The sequence below is a fragment of the Chitinophaga sp. CCNWYY40 genome, from assembly GCF_037483205.1.
Taxonomy (GTDB): Bacteria; Bacteroidota; Bacteroidia; order Chitinophagales; family Chitinophagaceae; genus Chitinophaga; species Chitinophaga ginsengisegetis.
This window is the reverse complement of record NZ_JBBHLF010000007.1, coordinates 521,869-539,343: the sequence shown is the minus strand read 5'-3', so window position 1 is coordinate 539,343 and position 17,475 is coordinate 521,869. Positions and strand designations below refer to the sequence as shown.

Genomic DNA, 17,475 nt, shown 5'->3' with positions numbered 1-17,475 from the left:
ATATCTCATACTGGGAGCCATTCCCTGATAAGCATTTTCGACCTGAAATGTTTGTTTTTTGCATGTTTTACACTTTTTTAAGTGTAAACCTTTTTCAGGACGTGACCCTCAGGCCCCCTAAATAAAACATCCCAAAGCAGGATGAGCCTGCTTTGGGATGTGTGATATGTGGAGGATGAAAATACTACCAGTCTTTTTCTTTCGGTACTATCTGGCCTTTTACTTTCTTTGCTTTGTCCTGTAGCTTCTTTTCTTCCTGTGATAAAGCCTGTAACAGGCGTTCGGCTTCCTGCTTGCTCATCTTGCTGGGTTGAGGTTCAGGCTTCTGCTGATCCTGCTTGTCTTTGTCGCCTTTGTCCTGGTCTTTATTCTGTTGATCCTTGTTCTGGTCTTTGTTTTGATCCTTGTCTTTATCCTGCTGGTCTTTGTTCTGATCTTTATTTTTGTCTTTATTCTGGTCGTTTTTGTTCTTGTCTTTATTCTTGTCCTTGTCTTTGTTATCTTTTTTGTCATTGCCACCGCCGCCTTGCTGTTGTTTTTTCAGCATGGCCTGGGCGTAGGCGAGGTTATACCGGGCATCTTCATCGGAGGGATTGATTTTCAATGCCTGTTTGTAGGATTTGATACTTTCTTCCCATTTTTTGCCTTCCATGAAGGTGTTGCCGATATTATAGTCTGCGTCTGATTTGATGGCTGGTTTGCCACCCAGTTTCAGGCTGTTGGCATATTGCGCGCGTGCGTCGTCGTAACGTTTTTGCTGATAGAGGGAATTGCCGAGGTTATAACTGCCTTCGGCAGATTGGGCATTTTGTTCCAGTGCTTTTTTGTAATTGGCTTCCGCATCGGTGTATTGTTGTTTTTTATACAGTTCGTTGCCTTTGCGGATATACTTATTGGAGCCGTTCTGCGCGAATCCGGTAAGGCTCACGAGCATCACTGCAGCAATAAGGAAACAGTATTTTATAAAAATGATTTTCATGAGTAATGAATTAAACTGCCGGTGATTCAGAAGTGCGCTTGTGGCGGACTTCAGGAATAAAAAATTCAATCAGCAGCAGTGCCAGGCATACGCCCAGGAAATACTGAAAATAGCTGTTATAATCTGTGAATACGTTCTCTCCAAATTCTTTCTGCTCCATGCCATCTATTTTACTTACGAGGGTATTCACTACATCGTCTGTGTTGTTATCCAGGTGCTGATAAATGCCTTTACCCGCGGCGGCAATGCTTCTCAACTCTACTTCATTCAGTTTGGAAATAACGGTATTGCCTTCCCTGTCTTTTTTATAGCTACCGGTTTCCGGGTCGGGCAGGGGAGAGCCAGCTACTGAACCGATACCGATGGTGTTGGTAACGGCGCCGTTTTCAAAAGCGGCCTTGGTACGCTGGATCGCGGTTTCATCGTGATCTTCCCCATCGGAAATAATGATGAGGGCTTTATGTTTACGTTCTTTTTTGTTGAAAGCATCGTCGGATACCTGTATTGCCTGTCCAATGGCGGTACCCTGTGTTGGGATCATATCCGGGGATACGGTGCTGAGATACATTTTGGCGGCAGAATAATCAACGGTGAGGGGCATTTGCAGGTAAGCGTTACCGGCAAATACCACGAGACCCACGCGGTCATTATCCAGCTTGTCCATCAGTTTACTGATCAGCTGCCGGGCGCGGGTAAGACGGTCCGGCTGCACATCGGTAGCCAGCATACTTTTACTTACATCCAGCGCTATCATCACATCCACGCCTTTACGGGTGATCTTTTCCATGCGGCTGCCTTTCTGCAGGTTGGCTAATCCCACTACGCCAAAGAAGAAGGCCAGGAAAATAAGCAGGAACTTTAATATAAACAGTTTGCGGGAGTAGCCGGTAAAGAGCTTTTCTACCAGTGCCTTGTCCCCGATGCGGCGTATAGAGCGGCGTTTCCACCAGGACACGCCCAGGAAGGCCACCTGTAAAACCAACAGGAGCACCAGTGCCCATAAATATTCACTATGCTGAAATCGTAACATATTCGATTTTAAGATATCCGTTACCGGTAGTAAACCAGGTAAGATATCAAAAATAATTTTTTTGTCACGTATTGCAAGCCGTAGGGGTGGGGTTTTATCGTTTTTTTAACGATCCCGGAGAGTTGGCGGAGCCGGAAAAGGCGAATTACTACATTTCGCCTTTAAAGTAACCGGCATCTGTAAGGATGCTTCTCAGGATGGCCATGCGTACTTTAGGAATATCTACTTTAGGATCTTCTGTTTCAATATTCAGCACAAAAAAAGTAGGGTGCCTGTTTTCTTCGATCCATCCCACTACCCATCCTAATTTTTTTACATCGTTATAATCCCATCCTGTTTTGTAAGACAGCTCATACTTCGGTGTTTTTTCCATGAGCATTACATCCCGTACGGTTTTCATGGTTGTTTTGGCAAAAGGCAGCTGGTCGAAGTAAAGTTTCTTTACAAAGCCCAGTTCCTCATCCGGGGAAATGAGCAGGGAATTATCCAGCCAGAAGGTATCCAGGCGGCTGATTTTCATATTACCATACTTAATGGAATCGAGCCACAGCTGCATGGTTGGCTGACCGATACGCCGTGCCACTTCCTGGAAGTAAGGCACTGCCGACTGTTTAAATGCCTGGGCCATGCTGAGGTCCTGGTTCCATGCAGGGAACTGGCGGGTTACGCTGTCCCAGCGGATTACCATGCTGGTATCTTTAATGACGCCGGTATGCAGGCCCACAAGGGAGTTGAATATTTTGAAGGTAGATGCAGGCTGAAAGCGTTTCTTGGCCCTGTCGAGGTTATATACTTTAAAGACGCCCTGGCTGTTGTTGAATAACATGAAAGTGCCTTCTACTTTGTATTCGGCAAAATACTTTTCCCAGTCTTGTTCTTCTTTTACATTATTTGGTGCGCAGGCAGCGAGGAACAGGCCAACCGCCAGCAATATCCAGCCAAATCGTTTCATCTGCATAATGATTGAGTAGTTATGAGGTGCAAAAGTAAGAATTACGGCGTAAGAAAAACGATTACGGGTTAGCAGGGAGATAGCAACCGTGATTATTCCGGCGTCTATCTCCCCACTAACCCGCAGTCTTATTTAATCATACTCAGTCTTTATGCACCGGGTACGGTAGCAAATTTTATTTTATCACGCCCAGTTCCTTACCTACTTTGGTAAAGGCGGCAATGGCCCTGTCGAGGTGTTCCTGTTCGTGGCCGGCGCTCAGCTGTACGCGGATGCGGGCCTGGCCTTTCGGTACCACGGGGAAGAAGAACCCGATTACGTAGATGCCTTCCTGGAGCAGTTTATCGGCAAATTGGGCGCTCAATACCGCATCATAAAGCATTACCGGAACAATCGGGTGGTCGCCCGGTTTGATGTCAAATCCGGCTTCTGTCATTTTGCTGCGGAAATATTTGGTATTGTATTCCAGCTTGTCGCGCAGGGTGGTGGTTTCGCTCAGCATATCCAGTACAGCGATGGAAGCGCCTACAATGCTGGGTGCCACGGAGTTGGAAAACAGGTAAGGACGGCTGCGCTGGCGCAGGATGTCGATCACTTCTTTTGGTCCGCTGGTGAATCCGCCGGAGGCGCCGCCCAGTGCTTTACCGAGGGTGCCGGTGATGATATCTACGCGGCCCATTACGCCACGGTATTCATGGGTACCGCGACCGGTTTTGCCCAGGAATCCGGAGGAATGGCTTTCGTCGGACATTACGATGGCGTTGTATTTATCGGCCAGGTCGCAGATCTTATCCAGCTGGGCAATGGTGCCATCCATGCTGAATGAGCCGTCTGTAACAATGATCCGGCTGCGGCAGTCTTTGGCTTCCTGCAGTTTTGCCTCCAGGTCGGCCATATTGTTATGTTCGTAGCGGAAGCGCTGTGCCTTGCAGAGACGAACGCCATCGATAATGGAGGCGTGGTTCAGGGCATCAGAAATGATGGCGTCCTGTTCATTGAACAAGGGCTCAAATACGCCACCATTGGCGTCGAAGGCCGCTACGTATAAAATAGTATCTTCTGTACCCAGGAATTTGGAGATCTTTTCTTCCAGTTCCCGGTGAATATCCTGTGTGCCGCAGATAAAGCGAACACTGCTCATGCCATAGCCGTGGGTATCAATTGCATCTTTGGCAGCTTTCACCACTGCAGGATGAGACGACAGGCCCAGGTAGTTATTAGCACAAAAATTAAGTACTGTTTCGCCACCCACCTGTATTTCAGCTCCCTGCTCAGATGTAATAATGCGCTCTCTCTTGTACAGGCCGGCTTTATTGATATCGCCGAGTTCCTCCCGTAAACGGGTTATAAACTTCTCATTCATAAAAATTGCAATATTTAAAGTGGATCTACCAAAGTTATGGGCAATAAATGTATTACGATTATTTATCGCGTAAATCAGTAACGGCCGGATATGCAAAAAGTTTGACCCAGGTGTAACATTTGCCCGCCGCCCTCCGTCATAGTACTATCATGATTATTAATACCATGAAGTGGAAAACTGATAATTCACCCCTTTGTTAAAAGATGCTGAAAGAGCATACTTGATAAGAGGTTGATGCTCAGTTGGAAAGGAACTGTTACTACAACTGTGCGGGATGAATGAACCAGCTTTAGAGTAGGTGTGGGTAACAAATATGGATTTGGTCAATGATGGGTATTAAAGTATTTGTCGGAACTTAGCACTAAAATCCCGCACCACCGGAATGACGGAAAAGGAGTACAATAAATGCGTGGATCTGTATTCGGACAATTTATTCCGCTTTATAGTAAAGAATCTGGAGCATGCGGAAGACGCCAGGGACGTAGTACAGAATTCATTCGAGATATTGTGGAAACACTGCCAGGATGTGCCTTTTGAAAAGGCTAAGTCATACCTGTTTACAGTTGGATACCACAATATGATCGATCATGTACGTAAGGTAAAGCGGATCACACTTGTAGACCAGTTTAAAGACGAGGATAAAGTTTCGGATCATAAGATACATAACGCGAAGGAAGTGATAGAAAAGGCATTATCCAAGCTCAGTGAAGTACAGCGCTCCTTAATTATGCTCAAGGACTATGAAGGATATTCCTACGAGGAAATTGGAGAAATGATGGAGCTGAATCCTTCCCAGGTAAAGGTTTACCTGCACAGGGCCAGGATACATCTGAAGAATTACCTGGTAAAAATGGAGAATGTTATATAATATTTTTGTAATAAATTAGATTTTTGTCGATAGAAATTAACATATCAAACTACGAGTCCTATCTCCTCAGCTACATCGACGGTGAGCTGAATGAGACAGAACAGGCCGCGCTGGAACTTTTCCTGCAGAAGCATCCCCAGTTCCGCCAGGAGCTGGAATTGCTGGAAGGAACAAAACTGACGCCGGATACACACGTTGTTTTTGATAATAAAGCTGCTTTATATAAAACAGCGGCCGTTGATTACGAAGTATTAATGCTGGGTTATATCGACGGCGAGCTGACGGCCACAGAGGAAGCCACTTTGCAGGAATACCTGCAGCAACACCCGGCTGCGCAGCGGGAACTGGCCTTATTGCAGGCCACCAAGCTCACGCCCGATACTACTTTGGTATTTACTGATAAAGCATCCCTGTACAGAAGCAGCAAACGCCGGGTTGCCCCGGTGTATCGCCGTATGATATGGGGAGCTGCCGCCGCCGCGGTAGTAGCGGGCCTGTTTATCTGGTTATTACCGGCAGGTGATCAACCGGCACAAAAACCAGCTATTGCAGTAAACACGCCACCAGCTGCCACTGTACCGGCACCAGCCGTTGCTCCTGCAATAACTACCCCTGCTACCCCGGACCAATCTGCAACCGCAACAGTGGAAGTACCTGCCGTTACACCGCGTACCAATCAGCCGTTACTGGCTAAGAGCCGTAAGACGGTAACGCCACGCAACAGCAAACCCGCTGCCACCCCGGTAAATGAACCTGTACTGGCAGCCGCAGACGCGCCCAAAACAGAGGCGCCGGTCATTTCCCAGTTGCCTCCACAGCGCAACTCTATGAGCGAAGTAGTGGAAGAGCACCTGCAACAGGCGGGTAATGCCCATGTTGCGGCCGTTCGCCCGGAAGTGAATAAGGAAACGGTACTGGCAGCAGCAAATACGCCCAAAACAAACGATCATTTAAATAATAAGATAGTCCCTGTAACCGAACAGCCCGGCGCTCCCGGTGAGCTGATCATGTCCGTTAGTGGCAGCGACAGCCGGATTTTAGATAAGGTAACCAATGTTGCGAAGTTTTTTTCCCGTAAAAGGAATAAATAATAAATCATGGTCATAGCATATGAAGCATAAATTTTTACTCATTTTGTTACTGGTATTATGTGGCGGATGGGCTCATGCGCAAAAGGCAGATAAAAATACACCGGCACCACCGGACACCATACAGATCAAAGGATTGATCATTATCAAAGGCAAGAATGATAAGGGTCGTACCAGTTATAAGTTCTATAACGATACCGCCTATGCACGCCAGAAGCTCAAAAAGAACCTGCAGACCAAATGGTTCGTTTTTGACCTGGGATTCAACAACTATATTGATCACAGCGACTATAACGGCGCCAGCTTTATAAATTATTACCCCAATAACAGCGCTTATTATAACGGAGCGCCTGCCCCGGTGTCTAAATCATATGATTACTCTGCCGTAGGGCTTGCCACCTTTGCTCCCAGGGATGCCAGTGAGCCTTTAACGCCTTCAGAGTTTAAGCTAATTACCGGAAAATCAATTAATTTTAATATTTGGCTGTTTCAACAGCGACTTAATATAACAAAACACAAACTTAACTTGTTATATGCTTTAGGATTAGAGATGAATAACTATAGGTATGCCCGGAGCATCACGTATTTGCCGGGTTATCCTACACAAATAATCAGAGATTCCGTAGAATTTTCAAAGAATAAGCTGTTTGCCGAATATATATCAATCCCGGTAATGCTTAATTTTAATTCTAACCCTGCCCGCCCGAGCCGTGCGTTCCAGGCGAGCTTCGGTGTCTCCGGTGGTTATCTCCTCAAATCCAGAACCAAGCAGGTTAGTGAAGAAAGAGGCAAGGTTAGAAAAACGGACGACTTCAATCTCAACAAGTGGCGTTTTGGCCTTACCAGTGAACTGGGCTATGGACCTGTAAAGTTGTATGCAAACTTTGCCCTTACGGCATTACATGACTATGGGTTACAACAATATCCATTTTCAATAGGTATCCGGTTAAACGGATTCTAAGATTTATTAGCCAGTCCTAAATTGTGTTTATGCGTTCTTTTGTTGCTTTGATGACATGTATTGGTTGCATTGCATGGATTCACTCCTGTGAGAAACGTTTGTTAGGCGTTAGACTCGAAAAAAACAATTTACTTATTGATCAGCCAGAGCAGTTGCCGTTAGCAGTTGCACCAGTCAGCACCCCTGCTGCCAGGTACATTTCCCAGGTAATTCCTGCCTCCAATACCATAGCCGTTCCGGTTAGCCGTAACAGGAGCCGGCCGAAGGCGAAAAAACAAACCGTTAATAACAGCAAGGCCATAGATTCCCTGCTTTTTAACCAGGTTTTTGTAAGAGGAAAGTATACCATTTATAATAATCAGAACCCCTGAGATCACCCCTTATCTTGTTAAGTTGATCACCGGGCCGGCAACCGGTTGCAACTCCTATGCATCTACCGCTCATACAATTCTCCCCTTTTTTCCCTCTTTATAATTTGGACTTCCGGTATATTTGACAGACTAATTTCAAAAAACCAACTATTTGTATGAGTCTTAAAAGAGTCGTATTACTATTCCTGTTTGCCTGCTCGCTGAAAGTAGCGGGAGCCCAGGGAAAATATCAATGGAAGGAGGCTACTGCTGGCGGTTACACCTATAAGTACGTTTCCGATGATCCCATGAAGGCACGTTTCTACACACTGAAAAACGGCCTCACAGTTATCCTGAGTGTCAATAAAAAAGATCCCCGCATCCAGACACTGATCGGCACCCGCGCCGGTAGCGATAACGATCCGAAAGACCACACCGGCCTGGCGCATTACCTGGAACACCTCCTGTTTAAAGGCACCGAAAAGTATGGTTCGCTCAACTGGGCAAAGGAAAAACCACTGATCGACGAGATCTCCAATTTGTATGATAAATACAATAAAACAGTGGACCCGGCTGCCCGTAAAGCAGTTTATCATCAAATAGACAGCGTTTCCGGAGTGGCCGCCAAATATGCGATCGCCAATGAATACGACAAAATGATGTCGGGCATGGGCGCGCAGGGTACCAACGCGCATACCTGGGTGGAAGAAACCATCTATGAGGAAGATATTCCTTCCAATGCCATAGACAAATACCTGACCGTACAGGCCGAACGCTTCCGCGATCCCGTTTTCCGCCTGTTCCACACCGAACTGGAAGCGGTATACGAGGAAAAGAACCGCGGACTGGATAACGACGGCCGCAAAGTGTACGAAACGATGCTCGCAGCCCTGTTTCCCACACATAATTATGGTCAGCAATCTACCATCGGTACCGTTGAACATCTCAAAAATCCAAATCTGAAAGTAATCCGCGAATTCTACAACGAATACTATGTGCCAAATAACATGGCCATCGTAATGGCGGGTGATTTTGATCCGGATTATGTGATCAAATCTATCGATCAGAAATTCAGTTACATGAAAGCCAAACCGGTAAAGGAATATAAGCCTGCTCCGGAAGCTCCGATCAAATCGCCGGTAGTAAAAGAAGTATTAGGCCCCGATGCTGAAAGCGTAGATATCGCCTTCAGAATGCCCGGCGCGCTCGATACCAAATCCAACCTGGTACTGGGCGTAATGTCGTCTATACTGGAAAATGGTAAAGCAGGTTTAATGGACCTGAATATCAACAGACAACAGAAAGTGCTGAACGCCAGTGCCGGTGTAATGGGCCTGAAAGACTATTCCATCTTCTCGCTGAGTGGTAAAGCCAAACAGGGCCAAACCCTGGAAGAAGTGAAAGCACTTTTACTGGGTCAACTGGAGATCCTGAAGAAAGGAGATTTTGATGAAACCCTGGTGAAAGCCATCGTTAATAACGCCAAACTGAGCGAACTGCAGGGACTGGAAAGCAATAACAACCGCGCTACCGCCCTCATGGATGGTTTCATCAAGAGCAGGGGTAAAAACTGGGTGTACGATGTGGCCTATGTGGATGATATGGGTACGGTTAACAAAAAACAGATTGTTGACTACGCCAATAAATTCCTCAACGACAACTATGTAATTATTTACAAACGCAAGGGCGAAGACAAGAACATCGAAAAAGTGGAGAAGCCTGCCATTACCCCGGTAGAAGTAAACAGGGAAGCACAATCATCTTTCCTGCAGGAGGTGGCCGCTATACCAGCCACACCGGTAAAACCACAATGGCTGGATTATGAGAAAGATATCCAGAAAACAGCGGTGGGCAACACCGATATGATGTATGTGCAGAACAAAGACAACGGTCTTTTCCACCTGTACTACCGTTTCGATATGGGTACCTGGAGCAATAAGAAACTGGCCCTGGCAGCGCAATACCTGCAATACCTGAGCACGGATAAATATACCTCTGAGCAGATCAGCAAGGAGTTTTATAACATTGCCTGTAACTTCAGCGTATCCGCATCCACTGAAAACACCACAATCGTGATCAGTGGTTTGCAGGAAAATTTTGATAAGGCCGTTACCTTATTTGAACATGTGATTGCTAACTGCAAGCCTAACGAAGAGGCCCTGGCAGCACTGAAAGGCCGTATCCAGAAAGGCCGCTCCGACAGCAAACTGAATAAGGGCGCTATCATGAAAGGGGTGGTGAATTACGCGATGTATGGCGCTAAAAATCCATTTAACAACCAGTTAAGCCAGGCTGAGCTGGACGGTATTTCCGCATCGGAACTCGTTACCATTTTACATGAACTACCTACTTACAAGCATACCATCATTTACTGGGGACCACAGCCACTGGCCACTGCCGCAGCTGATGTGAAAAAACTGCATCCGTTGCCAGCCACCTTTAAAGCTACACCGGAAGCCGTGAAATTTGCGAAAGACAACCAGGATAAAAACCAGGTGCTGTTTGCAGATTATGATATGGTACAGACAGAAGTAAACTGGCTGAGAAATTCAACGGTATACAATCCGGCTAACACAGGTGTGGTTACCCTGTTCAACAGTTACTTTGGTGGCGGTATGGGATCTGTGGTATTCCAAACTATCCGTGAATCCAAAGCGCTGGCTTATTCTACCTATGCTTATTACGCATCTCCTGATAAAAAAGATGAGCGCTATTCTGTAGTGGCTTATGTAGGCAGCCAGGCAGATAAAATGAATGACGCTATTGTAGGTATGAACGAACTGCTGAACGATATGCCCCGTGCCGATAAACTGCTGCAAACCGCCAAGGAAAGCATGAAACAGGATATTGAAACAGAACGTATCACCAACGATGGTATCATTTTCAGTTACCTGGCGGCTCAGAAGCTGGGATTAAATACGGATATCCGCAAACAGGTGTACGAGTCTATCGACAAAATGAACTTTGACGAAGTGAAGAAGTTCCACGAAGAGAACCTCGCGCATAAACCATATACTTATTGCATTGTTGCTTCTGAAAAGAAGATCAGCATGGACGATCTGAAAAAATATGGCGATGTGAAGAAACTCACGCTGGAAGAGATTTTCGGCTACTGATTACGGTAAGAAAAAATCAGGTAAAATAGAAAGGCACAAAGCTTTACGCTTTGTGCCTTTCTATTTTCTACCCATCTCCCAAACAATAAATTATTCTTCTGCTACGTTATCTGCATATTTATTACTCCTATGAAGAAGTGCTGTCATTACTGGTTGGTAGCTGTTCTGTTGCTGCTGCCGCTAAGTGGATTTATCAACGAATCTGATTTGTATAGTGTAAGGTTAAATGCTGCCAACATTGATCCTGATAAAATTTTCCTGCTGATAGATAAAAGCGATTACCGGTTGTATGTATATGAAGACGTAACGTTGAGAAAAATCTACAAGGTGGTATTTGGTAACCGCGACCAAACCGATAAACAAGTTGAAGGTGATCGCAGAACACCGGAAGGGACCTTCCATATTTTAACCAAAAGAGTGGATAAAAGCTGGAGCCGGTTCATGCTGCTGGACTATCCTAATGAGGTGTCCTGGCAGAAATTCCGTGACCGTCAGTCACAGGGCATGGTATCGTCGAGCGCCAGTATTGGCGGGGCTATCGGTATCCACGGGGTGGAATATAATTCCGGGATCCGGGATAGCTATGTGGAAGCACGTATTAACTGGACACTGGGTTGTATCAGTATGAAAAACTCAGATGTCAATGAATTATACGAGGTAATTAAAGTAGGTACCCCGGTGGTTATTCGCCGGTAAGGTTTTTGCTGATTAATTTGCAGTGACTTCCGGCGGCAGTTGCATGTTGTAATTTAGCCTCCGCCATAAACAGGTACGGCATCTAGTGGTGCAGTGATACTGCATCATGACTCAAATATAAACGGCGGGTCAGATCCTGTGAAGAGCGCGCTCCACTCGTATGGTGCGCGCTTTTTTATTGTTGCAGAAAAGCGGTGACTTCCTTCATCCAGGCTGCGGAATCTTTACCGCAAAACGACTGGTGTCCAGCATTGGGGAAAATATACAGTTTTTTTTGCCGGGTGCCCAAATGGGAAAATACCTCCTGCGTTTCTTGTGGCATTACCCGGATATCCTGTTTTCCGTAGAAATACAACACCGGCATATGTATTTGACGGGCATAGCTTTCCGGCTTAAAACCGGCGCCCCAGAAACCCTGTTCCACTCCTCCCCAGAAGGTAAGTATCTGTGAAAACGGAAATGCCGGCAGGTGAACGGAGCGCATCCTGCTTTTTACGGCGTCTGTAAGCGTGGCAAACGGACACTGAAGGATCAGCTGCTTTGGTGTGAGCCCATATTCAGGAACCGCCTTTAAAATAGCGGCAGCACCCATACTTACCCCCCAGAGGATGATGGGCTGGTTGCTTTTTTCTTTTACGTAGTCCCAGGCCAGTTTTACATCTTCTGCTTCTTTGTAGCCCACGCTGCCGGTATATCCTTCGCTGTTACCGTGGGCGCGGAAATCGAGTAAAAAAGTATGGTAGCCAAGTGAGCGGAAACGGTCCGCCTCCGGAAACAGCGAGCCTTTATTACCGTTGTAACCATGAAACAGGATAACGGTGCCTTTAGCTGCTTTGGCCGGGATCCACCAGCCTTCGAGCCGGAGCCCGCCGGCGGTATGCAGCAATACGGTTTCATAAGGCACTGATGGAAAACTGGTAGTGGCGGATTTGGCGATGCGCACGCCAAACAGGATGGTTTTTATTTTTTCCCCGGTGCTCATTTGTTCCGGGAGTTTATTCCTGCGGCCACCGTCTTCATAGAAATGGGTGAACTTCCAGGCATGAAAGGCCCCGATGATATTGAGTAATATGAAAAGGACTACGCAGGTCCATGCCAGCCTTTTGAAGAAACGCTTCATTGTATAATCAGGTATAACAAAGGGATGCGGAGTTATCCTGCATCCCTTCGTTTTTAAATAGCTCCGGAATATGTTACAGTTTTCCTTTCTTGATTTCGTCTACCACGCCAGGATCCAGCAGGGTAGAGATATCGCCTAAGTTGTCCATATCGTTTTCAGCAATTTTGCGCAGGATGCGGCGCATGATTTTGCCGGAACGGGTTTTAGGCAAACCGCTTACAATCTGTATCTTATCTGGTTTTGCAATGGGGCCGATGATGCGGGCCACTGTTTGCGCGATATCTTTTTTAGTCAGTTCGGGATCATGTGTGAGCCGTTCGGTGATCACGTAAGCATAAATGCCCTGGCCTTTGATATCGTGAGGATACCCAACCACGGCGCTTTCCACTACGCCGGCGTGCATATTGATGGCGTTTTCCACTTCCGCGGTACCGATACGGTGGCCGCTTACATTGAGTACGTCGTCCACGCGGCCGGTAATTTTGTAGTAGCCGTCTTCATCTCTCATACAGCCGTCGCCGGTGAAGTAGAGATTTTCGTAGGTAGAGAAGTATGTTTTGCGGAAACGTTCGTGGTCGCCGTAGGTGCTGCGCAGCATACCTGGCCATGGGAACTTGATACAGAGGTTACCGCTTACGCCGTTGCCTTTGAGTTCTTTTCCATTTTCATCTACCAGGATAGGTTGTACACCCGGCAGCGGCAGGGTGGCATATCCTGGTTTTTCTTTGGTGATGCCCGCAATAGGGGTGATCATGATACCACCGGTTTCTGTTTGCCACCAGGTATCCACGATGGGGCATTTGCCCTTGCCGATATTATCTTTAAACCAATGCCATGCTTCTTCGTTGATCGGTTCTCCCACGCTGCCCAGTTTTTTGAGGGAGCTGAGATCTTTATGATTAACCGGGCCGAGGCCATAGCTCATTAAGCTGCGGATGGCTGTTGGTGCGGTATATAAGGTGTTTACACGGAATTTATCTACAATTTCCCACAGCCGGCCTGCATCCGGATAAGTAGGCACCCCTTCAAACATGAGGGTGGTGGCGCCTGCGCTGAGCGGACCGTAGGCAATGTAACTGTGACCGGTGATCCAGCCGATATCTGCAGTACAGAAATATACTTCACCGGGCTGGTACTGGAAGGTATTTACAAAGGTGTAGTTGGCGTAAACCATGTAGCCGGCGCAGGTGTGTACCACGCCTTTAGGTTTGCCGGTGGAGCCGGAAGTATAGAGGATGAACAGGAGATCTTCTGCATCCATTTCTTCGGCGGGACAGGGCGGATTGCCCATTGTTTCCACCTGTTTTATTTCATCTTCCCACCACAGGTCCCTGCCTTTCAGCATACTTACCGGGGTGCGGGTGCGGGTACATACAATTACTTTTTTTACAGATGGACATGCCATCAGCGCATCGTCCATAACGGATTTCAGCGGGATATCCTTCGCGCCGCGATAAGCGCCGTCGCAGGTGATCACCAGGCTGCACTGTGCATCCTGTATCCTGTCGGCAATAGATTGGGCGCTGAATCCTCCGAATACTACGGAGTGAACCGCGCCAATACGGGCGCAGGCCAGGATGGCGATAGCCAGTTCCGGGATCATGCCCATGTAAATGCAAACACGGTCGCCTTTTTTAACACCGTTGTTCTTCAGCACATTCGCAAACTGGCAAACTTTGTTGTATAAGTCGCGGTAAGTGATAATGCGGTGGTGTTCTTCGGGATCGTTGGGCTCCCAGATGATGGCAGGAGTATTACCCAATGTGCCCAGATGACGATCCAGGCAGTTTTCTGTAATGTTTAGTTTAGCACCGGTAAACCATTTGATTTCCGGGTCTTTAAAATTCCAGTCCAATACCTTGTCCCATTTGCGACGCCAGTAAAAATGGTCTGCTACATTAGCCCAGAAGCCTTCCGGGTCAATAACACTCTGTTGATAAGCCTGCTGATAATCTTCGATACTCTTGATCTGGTATGGGTACGACATAGCACCGTAATTGTTTATTGGTTAAGTACAAGCATTTTCCTAACGGGCTTTAAATTTAAGAAAAACCAGATGGTTTGGTAGAAATAATCTAAAAAATCATATTAAAAGCAGATTATTTTTCAACATATGAGCGGAGGTATTTGTAAACATCTGCTTCCTGGGGGTTGGTGGGATTGCCCAGCTGTAAGTAGCGTTTATAGTAACGGGTAGCAAGCGGTTTGTTGTGGAGATGTACCTCGTAAATGCGGCCAATACTGTATTGGCGCAGGGGTTGATGAAAAAGGTAGTAGGCCGTATCCAGGTTGGCGACGGCTGATTTGTATTGGCGGAGCCCTTCGTAGTTGGCCGACTTTCCGCTATAGTAACTATCCAGGCTTTTAGAGGTGGCCATGTCGATGCAGGTTTGCAGCAGTTCATTGCTGGCGGTATAGTTTTTTAATTCGGTGTACGCGAGGGCTGCGTAATACATAATGGTTTCAGACTGGCCTTTATTGGCAAGGAGGTATTCATATACACCGATGCATTGCTGGTATTGCTTGAGCGTATACCAGGCGGCAGCAACAATGCTGAAGGTATTGGGCGACAGGATATTCATGCGCATCAGTTGTGTACCGAGGTCTGTGCAGCGGGTATAGTTTTTCAGGAACCAGGCCGATCTGATGGCGGTCATGATAACGGTGGGCTGAAGGGAGTCTGTTTTCAGAAAGGTGCGCAGGATGCTGTCTGCCTGCGGATACTGTTGCTTTTCGATCAGTTCTTCCCCGAGGCGTGCGGTTACTTTTGGATCTGCCGGGTTGAGCGTATATGCTTTTTGCAGGTAAATAAAGGCGGTATCCGGCTGTTGTGCTGCGAAGCAGGCGAAGCTGAGTTGTTTGTATGCCGTGGCATTGGCGGGTTGCAGCCGTACAATTTGCCGGTAGTGAAAAATGGCCGGCAGCGGGCTTTCCAGCTGCATGCTGATGCTGGCAAGGTACTGATGTGCCGGTATATTGTTACTGTCCAATGCCAATACCTTTTCATAGTGGGTCATGGCGTCTTTTGTTTTTCCTGACAGGTAATAGGTATATGCCAGGAGGGAAAGCTGCGCGATGTTATTTTCCTGTACACGTGGCTGCAGATAGCTGATGGCGGCATCATACTGTTGGTTCTGGAGGTATTCCATCAGTTGGGTGCGGTCGATAGATTCCTGCGCCTGTGCGGCTGTTGTGATACTGATGAGTAGAAACAGGTTGATAAACCACTGGGTTGTCCGATGCATAAGAAGTAGTATTTATCTTTAAAACTAAGAATTTAGTTTTAAAAAGAAAAACTTAGTTGATGCTGACCGGAAGGGTAATAGATATATTTAAGAGGATGCTTACCGGGGGATACGGTATGCAGAAGGGGATCCTGGTTAACTCAAGAGTGTTAAAAGTAAAGCCTTGTTTGCCCGGGGTGGCGAACAAGGCTTTACGGCGCTTGATTACTTTTACGGAAGATGTTTCTACAAACGGCGGGATGAAAGGCAACAGTGATCATTTGGAAGGTTTCCGGTATTTTTCCAGGTCATCTTCGCCGGATGCAAATACTTCTTCCATAATTTCAATGATTCGTTGCTTTTCCGCATTGCTGAGTGCCGGAATGATTTTTCCTTTCTCATTTGGATTGGGTTTATCTCTTCCGCGCATCTTGCGATAAAATGTGGGTGTGCTCCAGTTGCATTCTTCACATACTTTCTCCCTGAACAGCACAGGAAGACTGGAAAGTTTGGTATGAATGTCAAGTAGCACATTTATTGGTTCTTTGCTCATAATGGGTATTGTTTTCAGAATGATTGGATATGGTTAACAAATGAATTGTCGGAATAGTAGAACATGTTTTAAAGTTACTTTAAGGTGTAAGCAAATGTATTTATAATCATGCAATTTATAATTATAAAATATTACTTTCTTCAAAAAAAATATGGAATGATGTAACTGTTTGCAGTAGCGGGTTTGAGAGAATTATTACCCTTTTGTTTATGATTCGTTATTCTGTAAATGATGTGTATTGCTTACACAATAATCCTGCTTATTATCATTCTGATTTCAGCGCTATTAAATCGATAAATATTTCTTGTTATCTTTTTGCGTATACCCTTTATAGTTAGTACAGGTATTTGTTGGCCAGGGCTACTTACGGACTTATATTTTTTTCGTTAAATTGATATTTTTATTTACAGAATGAAATATTAATTGTTAAATTATACGATAATACGACAGGTCATCCTGTATGTAGCATCATAATTTAAAATGAAAAGGGATGCAGTCGAGCCTGATACACATGGGACACCGGTTGAAACAGATCTTGAAGCAGAAGAAAATAAAGATTGTTGATTTCGCCACTATGGCCGGTTTTACAAATCAAATCGCTCATTATCACTTGCGGAAGAGTGACATGAAACGCGCTACTATGGAGCGTTTTTGTGCCCTTATTGGTATAACCCCCGAGGAGTTTATGAGATGGAACGGCGCCATGCAATTAACGAATGGTAAAAGTATACATCACGGGGAACGTTTGCAGCATATCATTGCGGAGAAAGGATTGAATAAAAGTAAGCTGGCAGGTCGTTTGGACATGAGCCGCCGCACGATGTATAATTTATTTGAGAAAGAAAACTTTTCACCTGATGAGCTGGACAGGGTAGCGAAAGGGCTGGATATGACTGTGGATAGCTTTCTTAATCCAGGTGTTGTACAGGAAGCCCGCAACACGGATAGCGAAGAAATGATGCTGTTGAGAGAAAAATATTATAAGCAGCTGGAAGAATATACACAGTTATTGAAAAGTCATGCTGCACTGAAAGACGAGTTGTTGCAGATAAAGAAAGAACTGGCGGCTTTCCGCAAACAAAACAATTAAAAACTGCCACTTGTTTGTTATAATGATATTTGTTGATAGTTTTTAGCCGGTGCGCTTTAAAATTCAAGAGGACAACCACTGTTTT

The 17,475-nt window shown here is 46.0% G+C and carries 15 protein-coding genes; 7 read left to right on the top strand and 8 right to left on the bottom strand.

Annotated features, from left to right (window positions below; all coding sequences use genetic code 11):
- Positions 1–184 precede the first annotated feature (184 nt).
- From V7S65_RS27840 to kbl, 4 genes are all read right to left on the bottom strand, one after another.
- Complete coding sequence (locus tag V7S65_RS27840; RefSeq protein ID WP_336388878.1) at positions 185–979, bottom strand: tetratricopeptide repeat protein; 795 nt, start codon at positions 977–979, stop codon at positions 185–187.
- Between the two features lie 10 nt (positions 980–989).
- On the bottom strand, positions 990–2,009 hold the full coding sequence (locus tag V7S65_RS27835; protein ID WP_336388879.1) for a VWA domain-containing protein: 1,020 nt from the start codon (positions 2,007–2,009) through the stop codon (positions 990–992).
- A 148-nt stretch (positions 2,010–2,157) separates the two neighbouring features.
- On the bottom strand, positions 2,158–2,967 hold the full coding sequence (gene blaOXA / locus V7S65_RS27830; protein WP_227024457.1) for a class D beta-lactamase: 810 nt from the start codon (positions 2,965–2,967) through the stop codon (positions 2,158–2,160).
- A 169-nt stretch (positions 2,968–3,136) separates the two neighbouring features.
- Positions 3,137–4,324: a glycine C-acetyltransferase gene (gene kbl, locus V7S65_RS27825; RefSeq protein WP_079471318.1), complete on the bottom strand. Its 1,188-nt coding sequence runs from the start codon at positions 4,322–4,324 to the stop codon at positions 3,137–3,139.
- Positions 4,325–4,706: 382 nt separating this feature from the next.
- On the opposite strand from kbl, the gene V7S65_RS27820 reads away from it, so the two are divergent.
- From V7S65_RS27820 to V7S65_RS27795, 6 genes are all read left to right on the top strand, one after another.
- Entirely contained in the window at positions 4,707–5,192 is a 486-nt protein-coding gene (locus tag V7S65_RS27820; protein ID WP_079471317.1) for an RNA polymerase sigma factor, read from the top strand.
- Positions 5,193–5,215: 23 nt separating this feature from the next.
- Entirely contained in the window at positions 5,216–6,283 is a 1,068-nt protein-coding gene (locus V7S65_RS27815; RefSeq protein WP_336388880.1) for an anti-sigma factor family protein, read from the top strand.
- Between the two features lie 19 nt (positions 6,284–6,302).
- Complete coding sequence (locus V7S65_RS27810; RefSeq protein ID WP_079471315.1) at positions 6,303–7,241, top strand: outer membrane beta-barrel protein; 939 nt, start codon at positions 6,303–6,305, stop codon at positions 7,239–7,241.
- 29 nt (positions 7,242–7,270) lie between these two features.
- Complete coding sequence (locus V7S65_RS27805; RefSeq protein ID WP_336388881.1) at positions 7,271–7,612, top strand: hypothetical protein; 342 nt, start codon at positions 7,271–7,273, stop codon at positions 7,610–7,612.
- Positions 7,613–7,767: 155 nt separating this feature from the next.
- Positions 7,768–10,707 carry an insulinase family protein gene (locus V7S65_RS27800; protein WP_111577299.1) on the top strand — a complete coding sequence of 980 codons (2,940 nt, stop codon included), beginning with the start codon at positions 7,768–7,770 and terminating at the stop codon, positions 10,705–10,707.
- A 129-nt stretch (positions 10,708–10,836) separates the two neighbouring features.
- The gene (locus tag V7S65_RS27795) at positions 10,837–11,403 is read left to right on the top strand and encodes a L,D-transpeptidase family protein (RefSeq protein WP_336388882.1); all 567 of its coding nucleotides are present in this window, start codon (positions 10,837–10,839) and stop codon (positions 11,401–11,403) included.
- Positions 11,404–11,578: 175 nt separating this feature from the next.
- Here V7S65_RS27795 and V7S65_RS27790 read toward each other — a convergent pair whose 3' ends face one another.
- From V7S65_RS27790 to V7S65_RS27775, 4 genes are all read right to left on the bottom strand, one after another.
- Positions 11,579–12,523: an alpha/beta hydrolase gene (locus V7S65_RS27790; RefSeq protein WP_336388883.1), complete on the bottom strand. Its 945-nt coding sequence runs from the start codon at positions 12,521–12,523 to the stop codon at positions 11,579–11,581.
- A 73-nt stretch (positions 12,524–12,596) separates the two neighbouring features.
- Positions 12,597–14,510, bottom strand: coding sequence for an acetate--CoA ligase (gene acs, locus V7S65_RS27785; RefSeq protein WP_079471310.1), 1,914 nt, complete (start codon positions 14,508–14,510; stop codon positions 12,597–12,599).
- A gap of 112 nt (positions 14,511–14,622) precedes the next feature.
- Positions 14,623–15,768, bottom strand: a complete 1,146-nt coding sequence (locus tag V7S65_RS27780) for a tetratricopeptide repeat protein (RefSeq protein ID WP_336388884.1) — start codon at positions 15,766–15,768, stop codon at positions 14,623–14,625.
- Positions 15,769–16,024: 256 nt separating this feature from the next.
- Complete coding sequence (locus V7S65_RS27775; protein ID WP_079471308.1) at positions 16,025–16,300, bottom strand: hypothetical protein; 276 nt, start codon at positions 16,298–16,300, stop codon at positions 16,025–16,027.
- 490 nt (positions 16,301–16,790) lie between these two features.
- On the opposite strand from V7S65_RS27775, the gene V7S65_RS27770 reads away from it, so the two are divergent.
- Positions 16,791–17,390, top strand: a complete 600-nt coding sequence (locus V7S65_RS27770) for a helix-turn-helix domain-containing protein (RefSeq protein ID WP_079471307.1) — start codon at positions 16,791–16,793, stop codon at positions 17,388–17,390.
- The last annotated feature ends 85 nt before the right edge of the window (positions 17,391–17,475 follow it).